Annotated in this window: 11 protein-coding genes and 1 pseudogene; 3 read left to right on the forward strand and 9 right to left on the reverse strand. The window is 68.7% G+C overall.

The features are described 5' to 3' along the window. Positions 1-53: 53 nt before the first annotated feature. From NQU55_RS28310 to NQU55_RS28330, 5 genes are all read right to left on the reverse strand, one after another. Positions 54-923: a class I SAM-dependent methyltransferase gene (locus NQU55_RS28310; RefSeq protein ID WP_168095507.1), complete on the reverse strand. Its 870-nt coding sequence runs from the start codon at positions 921-923 to the stop codon at positions 54-56. Continuing rightward, on the reverse strand, positions 916-1,347 hold the full coding sequence (locus NQU55_RS28315) for a VOC family protein (protein WP_206329927.1): 432 nt from the start codon (positions 1,345-1,347) through the stop codon (positions 916-918). Before NQU55_RS28315 ends, NQU55_RS28310 begins: the two co-directional genes overlap by 8 nt. After that, positions 1,337-1,516, reverse strand: a complete 180-nt coding sequence (locus NQU55_RS28320; RefSeq protein ID WP_168095508.1) for a ribbon-helix-helix protein, CopG family — start codon at positions 1,514-1,516, stop codon at positions 1,337-1,339. Before NQU55_RS28320 ends, NQU55_RS28315 begins: the two co-directional genes overlap by 11 nt. Before the next feature lie 128 nt (positions 1,517-1,644). Continuing rightward, entirely contained in the window at positions 1,645-2,097 is a 453-nt protein-coding gene (locus NQU55_RS28325; protein ID WP_168095509.1) for a hypothetical protein, read from the reverse strand. An 84-nt stretch (positions 2,098-2,181) separates the two neighbouring features. Next, a complete protein-coding gene (locus NQU55_RS28330; RefSeq protein WP_168095510.1) occupies positions 2,182-2,655 on the reverse strand; it encodes a cupin domain-containing protein in 474 nt (157 codons plus the stop codon). A 285-nt stretch (positions 2,656-2,940) separates the two neighbouring features. On the opposite strand from NQU55_RS28330, the gene NQU55_RS28335 reads away from it, so the two are divergent. Next, positions 2,941-3,465, forward strand: coding sequence for a hypothetical protein (locus NQU55_RS28335; RefSeq protein WP_168095511.1), 525 nt, complete (start codon positions 2,941-2,943; stop codon positions 3,463-3,465). A 140-nt stretch (positions 3,466-3,605) separates the two neighbouring features. Continuing rightward, on the forward strand, positions 3,606-6,473 hold the full coding sequence (locus NQU55_RS28340; RefSeq protein WP_256791429.1) for a peroxidase family protein: 2,868 nt from the start codon (positions 3,606-3,608) through the stop codon (positions 6,471-6,473). 78 nt (positions 6,474-6,551) lie between these two features. Here NQU55_RS28340 and NQU55_RS28345 read toward each other — a convergent pair whose 3' ends face one another. Next, the gene (locus tag NQU55_RS28345; protein WP_256791430.1) at positions 6,552-7,931 is read right to left on the reverse strand and encodes a hypothetical protein; all 1,380 of its coding nucleotides are present in this window, start codon (positions 7,929-7,931) and stop codon (positions 6,552-6,554) included. A gap of 125 nt (positions 7,932-8,056) precedes the next feature. Beyond that, a complete protein-coding gene (locus NQU55_RS28350) occupies positions 8,057-9,850 on the reverse strand; it encodes a thiamine pyrophosphate-binding protein (RefSeq protein ID WP_256791431.1) in 1,794 nt (597 codons plus the stop codon). Between the two features lie 210 nt (positions 9,851-10,060). Between NQU55_RS28350 and NQU55_RS28355 the strand changes: the two genes are divergently transcribed. Beyond that, a complete protein-coding gene (locus NQU55_RS28355; RefSeq protein ID WP_256791432.1) occupies positions 10,061-10,474 on the forward strand; it encodes a hypothetical protein in 414 nt (137 codons plus the stop codon). A 108-nt stretch (positions 10,475-10,582) separates the two neighbouring features. On the opposite strand, the gene NQU55_RS28360 is transcribed toward NQU55_RS28355, so the two are convergent. Continuing rightward, a complete protein-coding gene (locus NQU55_RS28360) occupies positions 10,583-10,852 on the reverse strand; it encodes a hypothetical protein (RefSeq protein ID WP_168096564.1) in 270 nt (89 codons plus the stop codon). Between the two features lie 103 nt (positions 10,853-10,955). Then, a pseudogene (locus NQU55_RS37295) lies at positions 10,956-12,060 on the reverse strand (AfsR/SARP family transcriptional regulator); the annotation flags it as partial. Positions 12,061-12,066 lie beyond the last annotated feature (6 nt).

Raw genomic sequence — 12,066 nt, forward strand, 5'->3', positions numbered from 1 at the left:
GCCACTGTCCAGAGGCACGTCGATCACTGTCCGGCGCAGCTGCCGACGACCGGCTACATCTCGGCGACGAGGAACTGCTCGGCCCTGGGCAGGCGCAGGCCGTCGTGACGGTCGGCGAAGTACCGGGCGGCCAGATCGTCGGGCGATACGTGCACGGCCTTCGTGAACCCCGCTTCCAAGGCTGCTGTCTGCATCTCCTCGGGTGAGTAGAGGCTGATGAACGGGGTGCCCGAGGCGGCGGCGTTGCGCATCGAGAACTCCTGGACCCGGCGCTGGTCCGGGTCGAGCATGTCGAGCGGCAGCAGGAACGTCGTGGCGAGTACGGAGCCGGGTGCGAGGGCGGCGGCCTGGCGCAGCGTCGCGGTGTTGGCTTCGTGTGTGAGGTACATGCTGACGCCGGTCGACGCGACGATCGTCGGCTTCTGCGGATCGAACCCGGCGGCGGTCAGCCGCTCCCACCACGAGTCGCCGGCCTCGAAGTCGACGGGCACGAAGGTCAGCCAGGGCGGGATGTCGTAGCCGAGTTCGTCGAGGCGCTGCCGCTTCCACGCCTGTGTGCCCGGCTGGTCGACCTCGAAAACGCCGAGGCGGGAGCCGAGTTCGGGGCGCCGCTGGGCGAAGGTGTCCAGGCCTGCGCCGAGGATGACGTACTGGGTCGCGCCGGCGTCGGCGCGCTCGGCGACGAGGTCCTCGACGAAGCGGGCGCGGGCGACCATGGACGCGCGGACGCCGCTGACGCCCGGCATGGTCATGTCGCCCCGCTCCCGCCAGTGCTGCCCGGGGTCGGCGAGCTTCAGCCCGATCTCGTCCTCCAGCACGTGGGGCGGGGTGTCGGCCTGGACGTGAAGGGCGCGCCACAGGGCGACGCGCACGGCGGTGTGGTCGGGTTCGTGCAGGTGGGGGCGGCGTGGTTCGTCAGCCATGGTGATGCCCTTCCGTACCGTCGTTGCCGTCGTTTCCGTCGTTGCCGTCGTTTGTTCCGTTGCTCCTATTGCTGTCGCTGCCGTCACGGAGCGGGGATTCGAGTGCGACGATCCGTCCGTCGGGGTCCCGGACCAGTGCCTGTTCGACGCCCCAGTGCGTCGGCGTGAACTGCTGGGCGAACTCCGGTGCGCGGGCGGGCGCGAAGGCCTCGGCATCGGCGACCTTGAGCACCGGGTGGGTGGCGAGCTCGCGTTCGTGCTGCTCGACGATGAACACGTAGGGCCCGCCGGCCGGGTGAGACCAGTGCCCGGAGCCATGATCGGTCTCCAGGACGCTCTCGAAGCCGAGCGACTTCCAGAACGCGGCGGTTGCACCATAGTTACGGGTCTCGACGAGGAACCCCTCGATGCCGTCAGTCGTCATGCGTGCTCTCCTTCCCGGCGCTTGCGACGCGCTGGAGGTACTCGGTCAGGGCTGCCTCGACGATCGAGGAGAGGGATCGCTCGGTGTCGACAGCGTGATGTTTGACCTCGCGGATGAGGTCGACGGGCAGGTAGACGTTGAACTGCTTTACCTGTCTCTCGGCGGCCATGTTTAGGATGCTAGCAATCTAGAAATGGTGGCGCGGTGACTGGCGTCACATGGCCGGGCCCGGCCCGGCCCGGCCCGGCCCGGCCCGGCCCGGCAACATGGTGTAGTGTGGTCGGTTTTCGGACCGTCTCAGATGGCGCGCAAGCCCGCGATGCCGAGCGTGATCAGTGCCGCGACCTTCAGCAACTCAAGGCCGAGGTAGAGGTGGTGGGCCCGTGAGCGTGGAGGGTTCTGTCCTGCGAGCACGCGTGCACTGCGCCGGTTCAGTACCGGCCGGACGGCCGCGAGCTGTACGACCAGTAGAGCTACGACCGCTGCAGCGGACACGGCAACGAACACGGTGGGAGACCCGACCGCGACCACCACTACGATCACTGCGGCCAACGCGACCTCGGCGATGTTGAGCGCCCGGAACACCACCCGCCCGATACTCACGCCCAGGCGGGTGACATCTGCCGGGGCTTCGCCGGCCGCACGAAGGGCGCGGAACTTCAGGGGAGCCTCAAGGCAGGAAACACCCAGCACCATGCCCAACCAGGTGAAGGAAGCCGCGATGGTCAGGGCAGCTGCTATGTGGCTCATCACGTGTTCTCCGTGGGGACCGGCCGACGTCTACGGGACTTACCACGCCCATCCTCTGCTCCGCCCACCTGAACGTAGGCCACATTAGGAGCTGGGCATAGGCCGCATCTGGATTCCGTGCCGCTTGCCGATCTCGATGAGGCGATCAACGTCCGGCGGCGTCTCCGACCGGGGCGGCAGCTCACGTCGTTGGGCCGGTTCGCCTGCCTCGGCGAAGAATTGGTCGATGTCGCCCGGAGTGTAGACGACCAGGAGCCGTACCGTGCTGGTGGGCTCGAACCGTTCCAACGTGCCCTCGGGGATGTGAAAGAAGGACCCGGGGCCGCCTTCGACCGTTTCGTCACCGATGTGGTAGCGGAGCGTCCCCTCGATGACATAGACGCTCTCGGTTCCGGGGTGGGTGTGGGGCGGTGGGCCCATTCCTTCCGGGATGGTCATCTCCATGACGGTCATCACACCGTTGGTCTCGTCACTGGATGCCTTGACCTCGTAGAGGCCGTTCAGCATCCAGATTGCCTTCCCGTCACCGCTGTGGCGCACATGGGCGTTCTTCGCCATGGGCCCGCTCCCTTCTGTCGCTGACCTCCTCAGGTGTTCCCAGCGGCGGGGAGACGGAAGGCGACCATCCGGGTGTCTCCCGGAGGTCGCGACTGCACCATGAAGGGCCGGACAGGGCCCAGCCCGCCACCAGCTGCTACTTGGAGACGGACCTCGACGTGATCAAAAACCGTGGAATAGTCGTAGAGGGCGGCCTGGCCTGACAGGAACCCTGCTCGGCCCGCCAAGTGTGCACCCCTACCTTGAGCGATTCACGCCGGAGAAAACATGGAAGGGAGTACAGAAGTGAGCGAAGGACCGCCGGCCTTCTATATCTTCCTGGCGCCGGGGGACAACACGCGCGCCCGGATGCGCGTCGCCCTGGCGGAGGTCTTCGACTTGCCGGCCCATGACGTCGAGCTGTACGACGGCGACGACGTGACCGGCACGTACGACTGCCGGTGGGACGCCCCCGTGCTCTGCGGTTTTCAGCGGCGCAGGGGGGATCTGGACTGGGCCTTCGACGTCGGTCTCGCGGCGGAGCGGTCCTACCGTCCGGCGGAGCGGGATCTGGCCGTGCTCCTCGCCCGCGCCATGAGTACTTCCCTCCTCTTCCCCGGCGACGTGCACCTGCCCTGGATCTGGGAGGTCGCGACACCGAAGGGCGAGGTGGGCTACGTACGTCTCGACGAGCCCGAGGAGGAGGGCGGCGAGCTGACGGTTCCCGCGGTGGAGATCGCGGTTCCGGAATTCCCGAACGCCGACATCCTTGCCTTCCCGGAACTCGACGGCAGGCGACCAGCCGGAGAAGGTTCCGCATCAGTCCGCTGACGTGGTCCGTGGCCACCCGTCTGCCTCGTAGCGCTCGGCACTGCCCGTCCCAGGGATGCAAAATCACCTCAGGTAGATCAGATAGATCAGGTAGATCAGGTAGGTAGACCAGAAGGCGTCACGTTCGGAAAGAAGCAACGATGCACGAGGCCGGGCAGTACGAACGCTACGCCGGTGGGTCCCCCGAGGCTGAGCGAGTTCTCGTCGAGCGGCTCGTCCGCGACCTGATGCGGGTGCAGATCAAGGTCAACAAGCGCAGCGGAGCCGTCGACATCGCGCGAGCCTTCCATGCCAAGGCGGCCCTCGGTGTCGAGAACGCCCGGCTGACGATCCGCGACGACCTCCCCGCGGACCTCCGGACCGGATTCGTACGGCCCGGAGCCGAGTACCCCGTCACCGTCCGCCTGTCCAACGCGAGCGCCGCCCGGCAGCCCGATCACGCCCCTGACCTGCGAGGGGTCGCGCTGCGGATCCGGACCGGCCCGGACGAGGCCCACGACCTCCTCATGACGAGTTTCCCGGTCTCCCACGCCCGCAACGCACACGAGTTCGTCGCGTTCGCGAAGGCCATGGCCGGTGCCGATTCGACGCCCCGCAAGGCGTTGGCGCTGTTCGTCAAACTTCCCCTGGCCGTGGGGCGGCCCACGGCCAGGCGCATGCGCCGCAACGTCCGTGCCGGGAGCCGGCAGACCGTGCGCAGTCTCGCGCTCGCGACGTACTGGAGCCGTGGCGCCGTCCTCTGGGGCGACGCGGGGCCCGTGCGCTATCAGCTCCGCCCCGCCCCGGACGCGCCCTCGGCCCCTCCCCCGTCCCGCACCGACCCCGACCACCTGCGCCACGAGCTCGCCCAGCGCCTGCGCACGGCGGACGTCGTCTTCGAGCTGTGCGTGCAGCGCTACGTGGACAGCGGGCGCACGCCCATCGAGGACGGCGCAGCCGAGTGGAAGGTGGCGGACACGCCGGTGATCCCCGTGGCGACTCTGGTCGTCCCGCGCCAGGACCTGGACGCCGCCCCGGCGCGTGCCACCGCCTCCCGGGTCGAGCGGCTCGCCTTCAACCCGTGGAACACGACGGAGGACTTCCGCCCCCTGGGCAACCTCAACCGAGCCCGCAAAGCCGCCTACGAGGCCAGCAGCGCCCTGCGCCTGGGGCATCGCTTCGTCACCGAGGAGCCCCGCCGCAACGCCGTGCTCGGCGTCCCGCTGCGTGCGGGGTTCGGCGCCCTCAACCGGTTCGTCCCCTGGCACCGGCTGCCGACACGGCTGGGCCTGCTCAACCTCGTGGCCCTGCGCCAGACGCTGCGCCGCGAGAACCTGATCGACACGGAGATCCACGAGGCGCCTCCGAAGGCGCAGCCGGTGCCTCCGCCCGTCGAGGAACAGCTACGGGTGGAGCGCAGCTACGACGGTTCGTACAACGACCTGTCCGCTCCGAAGATGGGCGCCGTCGGCGCCACGTTCGGCCGCAACCTCGCGCCGGTCTACCGACCCGACCTGTTCGACAGCCCCAACCCGGTCACCGTGAGCAGGCAACTGCTCCACCGTGACGCCTTCCTTCCCGCCCGTTCGCTGAACATCCTCGCCGCCGCGTGGATCCAGTTCCAGGTGCACGACTGGGTCAACCACCAGCGCTACCCGACCGGCACGCGGAGCGTGGAAGTCCCGCTCCCGCCCGGCATGACCTGGCGCAACTCCCCCGGCGGGCCGCCCGAGAACGTCATGCGCTTCGCCGAGAACAAGGGCGTACAGCCGCCCGGCGGCGTCGCGCCGCCCGCCCTCTTCGGCAATATCGCCTCCCACTGGTGGGACGGTTCGGAGGTCTACGGCGGCGACCAGCAGACCGCGATGTCGCTGCGCGAGCCGGACGGCGGCGCGGCACTGCGCCTGGAGGACGGGCACCTGCCGATCGGCCCCGACGGCATCCCGCTGACCGGGTTCAGGGAGAGCTGGTGGCTCGGCCTCAGCGCGATGCACACCGTCTTCGCGCGCGAACACAACGTCATCTGTGAAGCACTGCGGCGGGAATACCCCCACCTGGATCAGAACCGCGTGTACCACACGGCGCGCCTCATCGTCTCCGCTCTCATCGCCAAGATCCACACCGTCGAGTGGACCCCCGCGATCCTGGCGACGGAGACGATCGACATCTCCTTGAAGACCAACTGGCAGGGACCCCCGAAGAACTGGCTCACAGAGCTGGGCCTCTGGCTGTTCGAGGCGCACTCGCTCACCGGCATCCCCAAGACCCTGCCGGACCACCATGCCGCGCCGTACTCCCTCACCGAGGACTTCGTCACCGTCTACCGGATGCACCCGCTGATCCCGGACGACTTCGAGATCGTCGACCACAGGTTCGGCCACCGGATCGACACCTTGGGCTTCAACGCCGTGCAGGGCGCCGCCGCGGAGCCCCTCATGCGCAAGACCGGGCTGGCGAACGCCCTGTACTCACTCGGAATCGCCCACCCCGGGGCGATCACCCTGCACAACTTCCCCCGCGCCCTGCAGGCCTTCGAACGGGACGGCGAGGTGATCGACCTGTCCGTGGTCGACCTGGTCCGCGCCCGGCGCCGTGGTGTTCCCCGCTACAACGACTTCCGGGCGGGCCTGCACAAGCCGCGCATCAAGCGGTTCGAGGAGCTGACCACCGAGCCGGAGACCCTCTCCCGGCTGAAGGACGTGTACCGCACCGTCGACGACATCGACACGATGGTCGGCCTCTTCGCCGAGAATCCGCCCGAAGGCTTCGGTTTCAGCGACACGGCCTTCCGCATCTTCATCGTGATGGCCAGCAGGCGGTTGCAGAGCGACCGCTTCCTCACCGTCGACTTCCGTCCCGAGGTGTACACGCCGCTCGGCATGGACTGGATCGAACGCAACGGCATGACGAGCCTTCTGCTGCGGCACTGTCCCGAGCTTGCGAGCTTCCTGCCCCGCTCGGCCAACGCGTTCGCGCCCTGGCGCCCGGTCGAACCGGCACGGAACAATTCCGGGCCCGGCAGCCTCTGAGGAAGGCCCGGCCACGGTCACGGCCACTGGCGTCCGCGGTCCCGGCTACGTGACTTCACCCGGTCATCGGTCCTCCAGTCACTCGGCCGTGTGCCACCGCTCATCGTGCAGCTGGTGGGCCTCCGTCAGCCCGTTGCGGAAGAAGCGCTCGTAGTAGTCGTTCTCTACGTGGTGCGCCTGCAGCCAGACCCCTGGTGCGTGAATGGTGTCGCAGTGTGCGGGAAACCGCCCGTGGGTCTCGTGGATGTAGGTGCAGATGTCGCGTGTGCACGCGATGACGTCGGCGGAGTAGTTGCTGGCCTGGCGCAGGTACTGGGCGCCGAACTCACCCTGGTAGATCCGGGCGAACAGGCCCTCGTCGGAGTAGATGCCCTTCGGCCCGAACTTGTCCGCCACGACCTCGTCGACCGCATCGGCCATCGACGCGTAGTTCGGCGGGCACATCGCTTTGATCAGGTGTTCCCCGTCGTGGCGCAACCCGACGGTGGTCGCTCGCAGGTCCGCGAAGCGGGGCAGCGGCACCTGCCAGCGCAGCAGGTCCGCGGGCTTCCAGCGAGGGGTGGCCCAGTCGAAGCCGAGCATCGCGCCGTAGGTCTTACGGAACTTCGGGTCGCCGAGCATGATCGGTGGAGCGAGCGAGGCGTGGATCCATGCCCCCAGTCCCATGGCGTCGGCGGTGAGCATGAGGTTCTGCAGCAGCAGATCCGCCTCGATCTGTGTGCGCATCGCCCAGATGGCGCCGAGGGGGAGCTTGATGTCCTTGTTCAGGAATCCCGACTTCACCCACTTCTTCACACCCGCGGGGCGGTAGAAGTTACGGTCGTCGACGATGGTCGGCCGCGCCCCCTCGGGCTGGGTCAGCAGGTACATCATCCCGTTGATGTACTGCCGGGAGAGATCCACCACCGGGAACAGGATGGTGGTGCCCGGCAGGTTCGACAAGAACCGGTTGGAGTCGAGGTAGGCCGGGAAGTCGCGGTTCCCGTTCGGTACGTCGATGCGGTGGTCGAGCAGCCGCACCTTCGCCTCGGCCGCCCGCGCGCACAGGGTCTCGGCGTCGAACGCCGCCGGCGATCCGTCGGCTGGAGGTGGGAGCCTGCGCAGGAAGTAGGTGCCGGTGTCGTTGATCAGGAAGAAGTACGTGCCCTGGGCGTTGTCGGGACTGCCCGCGGTCCGCCCGGTCATGTTGAGGTTCGGCTTGGCCATGATCGGCTTGCCGTCGCGGGGGTCGGCGAACGGGCGGTCCGGCATGGTGAGGCCGGTACATCCCGTCATGGCGATCAGGACGGCCTCTTCAAGTTCTGTCAGGGGTGCCCGCGGCTGGGTGGACGTCCAGCTCATGGAGCCGGCCTCGACGGAGCTGCCGCGGCTGACCCGGTGGGTGCGGCGATGCCAGACCGATGTGAGCAGCGGGCGGGCCATGAGGGCGTCGAGGCCGACATGGTCGTGTGTGTGCATGGGGCCGGGTCTCCCTGGTACGGACGGCGCATTGCGAGGCGCGGGACTGGGGGGTCGGACGTCGATGACGGGCGGGCGGGGACCGGGAGACGTCAGCCGGGCAGGAACCGGGAGACGTCGACCCGCTACCGGTCGCGGAAGCGTGCTTCGACGGTCTCGACGAGACCGTCGATCACACCGTCGGGTGAGGGGCTGTAGTGCGGGACCGCCCATCGCGTGATCCTGGCGTCGATGAGGGTGGGCCGGCCTGTGGACAATGCGGCGCGGAATGCCTCCTCGAACTCCTCGAGCGTCTCCACCCGGTAGCCGTCGGCACCGCATGCCCGCGCGTAGGCGGCGAAGTCCGGGTTCCGGAACTCGACCAGCGCCGTCTCCGCATACGTCACGAGCTGGAAGAGCTTGATCAGCTTGAATTCCTGGTCGTCGAAGATGACCCAGATGACCGGGATCTCGTGCTCGACGGCGGTCATCAGCTCGAAACCGGACAGCGAATAGCATCCGTCGCCGCAGCCGACGACGACCGTCCGCTCCGGGTGCGCCATTTTCAGACCGATGGCGCCGTTGACGTGGCCGGCCATCGGACCGAACGAACCGGCTTTACGGAAGTTCTGTCCCTCTTCGAGCTCCACGTAGTACCCGAGCCATGCGAGGTGAGCACCCGCGTCGGCGAGCAGAACGCCGTTCGGCGGCAGCAATCGTCCGATGGTCTGCGCGAGCTGCCCGGGATGGATCTGCCCGGTCAGGTGGGTGATCTGCCGGGCCTCGTAGTCCCGGCCGTCGACCTCGGCCGGCGGTACGTCGCCGGCTTTCTGCTCCAGCGCTTCCACCAGGGCCGCCACGGCCGGGCGCGCGTCGGACAGGAGGGCGTAGTCGGGCTGGTAAGCCTTGCGGAACTCCGTCTCGGAAATGTTCACGTGGATGAGCAGTTTGTTCTTGAACAGGTCCTCGCGATAATTGAACGTGGCGTGCTGATTGAGGGAGTTCCCCACGCACAGCACGATCTCGGCTTCGCGGAACGCCTTCCAGGCGCTCGCGTGGCCGCTGTCTGCGAAGACCCCCACCGCCAGCGGATGCCCCTCGGACACGATGCCCTTGCCGTCCAGCGTGGTGAGCAGCGGGATCTGGAACCGCTCGATCAAGCGCTTGATCTCCGGCCCGGCGCCGCTCCGCACGGCGCCGAAACCGACGAGCGCCACGACCTTCTGCCGCCTCGCCAGGGCATCCGCCAGGACCGCCGCGATCTCCTCCACCTGTGCCGGGTCGGGCAGGACGGGCGCGACGTCGAGCCGGATGTCCCGGAAGTTCGTGACCTCGACGCCTCGGTGCGTCAGGTCTTCGGGAACGTGGATGTGAACGGGTCCGGGCCTGCCCTCGAAGGCGATGTTGACCGCTTCCTCCAGCACGTCGCACGTGTCGGCGGCATTCTCGAGCAGGAAGGACTTCTTCGTCGTGGCGGCGAACATGGCCCGGGAGTCGGGCGTACGGTTCAGGCCCGAAGTCTCGTTGAGCGATCCCCATCCTTGCCACTGTCTCGACGCGTACCCCGAAACGGCGAGGACCGGGTAGGAGTCGGACATCGCGACGGCCAGCCCGGAGAACAAATTGAAGGCACCGGGCCCTGCCGTGGCGAAACAGAAACCGAGCCGGTTGGTGTACATGGCGTAGCCACAGGCCATGAAGGACGCGGCCTGCTCGTGCCGTGTGATGACCGGCCGGATCCGCTCCGAGTGTTTGAGCGCCATCATCAGGCCGGCGGCGTTCTCTCCGGCACCACCGAATGCGGCATCTACGCCGATGCCTTCCAGCCCCCTGACGATGGCCTCGTAAACCCTCATCGGCGCTCCTTGCGCATGTTCTGGAGGCCCTGCCGGTCGCGCATCGAGCCTTGCCTTAACCCATTGGGGCGATTTCGACCACATGGGCCGCTTTTGCGCGGAACTCTATGCGATACGCAGGATGATGTCGCCGGAACACGTCGGCCCGGACTGCATCCGACGCAACGCAATCAAGCGTCTTCCCTGTCGGCCGACGACCTGAGTTCCGGTACGGACGGTTGAATTCCCCTTGGTGCTGTTGATCCACTTCGTGGTTGTCTCTCCCTCAGGCCCTTTAGGAGAGAAGGAACGACCATGAGACGGTTTGTCCGCACCCTTGCCCTGACCGGAGCGACCGCTGCTGCCGGCGCCCTGACTCTGCTGACCGCTCCCGCCGCCCAGGCCGCGCCGGCCGATGGATCGGCGTGCGTCACGGCCGCCGGGACGAAGTCCTTCGGGCGCGGCGAGATATCGATGTGTCCGCAGAGCGACGGCACCACACGCGTCACCGGCTGGGTCGAGGACCTCCTGCCGGGCAAGGGCTGGGGAGGCGCGCCGGACGGGCGCTGCGCGGGCTGGTGGATCGAGATGGGCGCGAAGGGCGGAATGGTCGGCCCGCTGGTGTGCCCGCACTTCACGAGCTCCCACGAGACGACGTACAAGTTCGACTACACGTTCAAGCCGCAGGCTCCGGTGACCGGTGCGAAGCTGAACGCTTTCACGGCCTGACGCGCACGACGAGGTACTGAACGGCGCAAGCCCTCGTCGAGTCACAGTGGTAAGTGGTGCCGCGGGGCCGTTCCCGCCGCCGCACCACTTACCACTGGTGTCACCGAGTCAGTGATCCGTCCGTGTCGTGAGCCGCGCAACGGCCGCGTTGTACCGTGCCTGGAGTCCCGCGTGCGCCGAGACCCGCAGCGGCACGACGAGCGCCCGTACCGCCCCGTCGTCGTAGCCCGTGTCCTCCGCCTCCTGCGCTGCCATGTCGAGCCGCCGGACGCCCTCGGGCTCGTACCCGAGCCCCAGCAGCGCCTCTCCCGTCGTCGTGAGCAGCAGCACCCGGGACGCGACCACGGTGCCGAGGATGTCCTCGAGGGCGAGGGCCACGGTCGCCGTGTCGAGAGCCGCCCACGCACGCCCGCGCCTCGTCGCTGCGCCCTTCCTCGGTCAGCACCCGGCCGAGCAGGGCCCGCATCCGCGACTCGGCGGCCGGGTCGGCCTCGGCCCGTGCCGCTTCCAGCGCGGTCTCCAGGAGCGGGGTCCAGCCGTCCAGTACCCACCGCGCCATGAGCGGCCCCAGCAGCATGACGAACCGCCAGGTCCTGCCGTACAGCCCGGCCGCGTGCGCGGCGGTCGCCGTCGGCACGAGGTCGTCCCGCTCTGCCGTGTACCAGGCCATGGCGTCGCCCTGGTCCGTGAACGTCCTCACGGCCCCGGGCGCGAGGAAGTCCGGGGGCAGCGGGACGCATGCCTCGTTGCCGTCCTCGATCATTACCTCGCCGCCGCTGGGGCGGTGGCGAGGTAATGATCGAGGACGCGCGTGAGGGCATCGGGGGGCCGGGCGTCGAGAGTCCGCGCGTAGAGCCGTACGACATCGTGCAGTATCCAGCGTCCCGGCGCGGTTTCCGTGACGAGGTGCGAAGCGACAAGGCGCTCCATCACATATCGTTCAACGTCCAGCCCGGCCGGTCCACCGGCCTGGCGGCCGCCACCCGCAGTGCGAGCGGCAGCCCGCCGCACAGCTCGGCCGGCCGCCGCGCGGCCGCCGGCTCCGCGAGCACCCGCTCGTGGCCGAGCATCCCGGCGAGGAGCGCCGTGCCGTCCTCCGGCGTGAGGACGTCCACGGGGACGGACCGGGTAGCGTCGGTGACGATCAGTCCCGACAGCCGGTGCCGGCTGGTCACGACGGTGACGCAGCGGGGACCGCCCGGCAGGAGCGACCTGACCTGTTCGGAGTCGCGCGCGTTATCCAGGACGACCAGGAGCTCCCGGTCGGCGGCCAGCAATCGGAACGGCGCGGCCGCGCCGTTCACCGACTCCGGCATCCGGTGCGGCGCGCCCCCCAGGGCCAGCAGGAACTCGCGCAGCACTTCGGCGGGGGTCGGCTCGCCTGTATCGCCGAAGCCACGCAGGTCGGCGTAGAGCCGGCCGCCGGGAAAGCCGGCGCGATTGCGGCGGGCCCACTGCACCACGAGCGCGGTCCTGCCGACTCCCGCGGTACCGGTGACCAGGCAGACGGGCGCCTCGCCCTCGGCTGTCCTGGACAGGGCAGCAAGTTCCTGTGCCCGTCCGTGAAAGCCGCGCGGCGCCCCTGGATGACG

Origin of the sequence: Streptomyces telluris, from assembly GCF_024519335.1 — a bacterium.
Classification (GTDB): Bacteria; Actinomycetota; Actinomycetes; order Streptomycetales; family Streptomycetaceae; genus Streptomyces; species Streptomyces telluris.

What these genes read in the sequence shown, in the direction of transcription:
- NQU55_RS28340 (WP_256791429.1), top strand. Translation starts at nt 3,606, where the DNA reads ATGCACGAGGCCGGGCAGTACGAACGCTACGCCGGTGGGTCCCCCGAG.
- NQU55_RS28355 (WP_256791432.1), top strand. Translation starts at nt 10,061, where the DNA reads ATGAGACGGTTTGTCCGCACCCTTGCCCTGACCGGAGCGACCGCTGCT.
- NQU55_RS28310 (WP_168095507.1), bottom strand. Translation starts at nt 923, where the DNA reads ATGGCTGACGAACCACGCCGCCCCCACCTGCACGAACCCGACCACACC.
- NQU55_RS28330 (WP_168095510.1), bottom strand. Translation starts at nt 2,655, where the DNA reads ATGGCGAAGAACGCCCATGTGCGCCACAGCGGTGACGGGAAGGCAATC.
- NQU55_RS28320 (WP_168095508.1), bottom strand. Translation starts at nt 1,516, where the DNA reads ATGGCCGCCGAGAGACAGGTAAAGCAGTTCAACGTCTACCTGCCCGTC.
- NQU55_RS28325 (WP_168095509.1), bottom strand. Translation starts at nt 2,097, where the DNA reads ATGAGCCACATAGCAGCTGCCCTGACCATCGCGGCTTCCTTCACCTGG.
- NQU55_RS28315 (WP_206329927.1), bottom strand. Translation starts at nt 1,347, where the DNA reads ATGACGACTGACGGCATCGAGGGGTTCCTCGTCGAGACCCGTAACTAT.
- NQU55_RS28350 (WP_256791431.1), bottom strand. Translation starts at nt 9,850, where the DNA reads ATGTGGTCGAAATCGCCCCAATGGGTTAAGGCAAGGCTCGATGCGCGA.
- NQU55_RS28345 (WP_256791430.1), bottom strand. Translation starts at nt 7,931, where the DNA reads ATGCACACACACGACCATGTCGGCCTCGACGCCCTCATGGCCCGCCCG.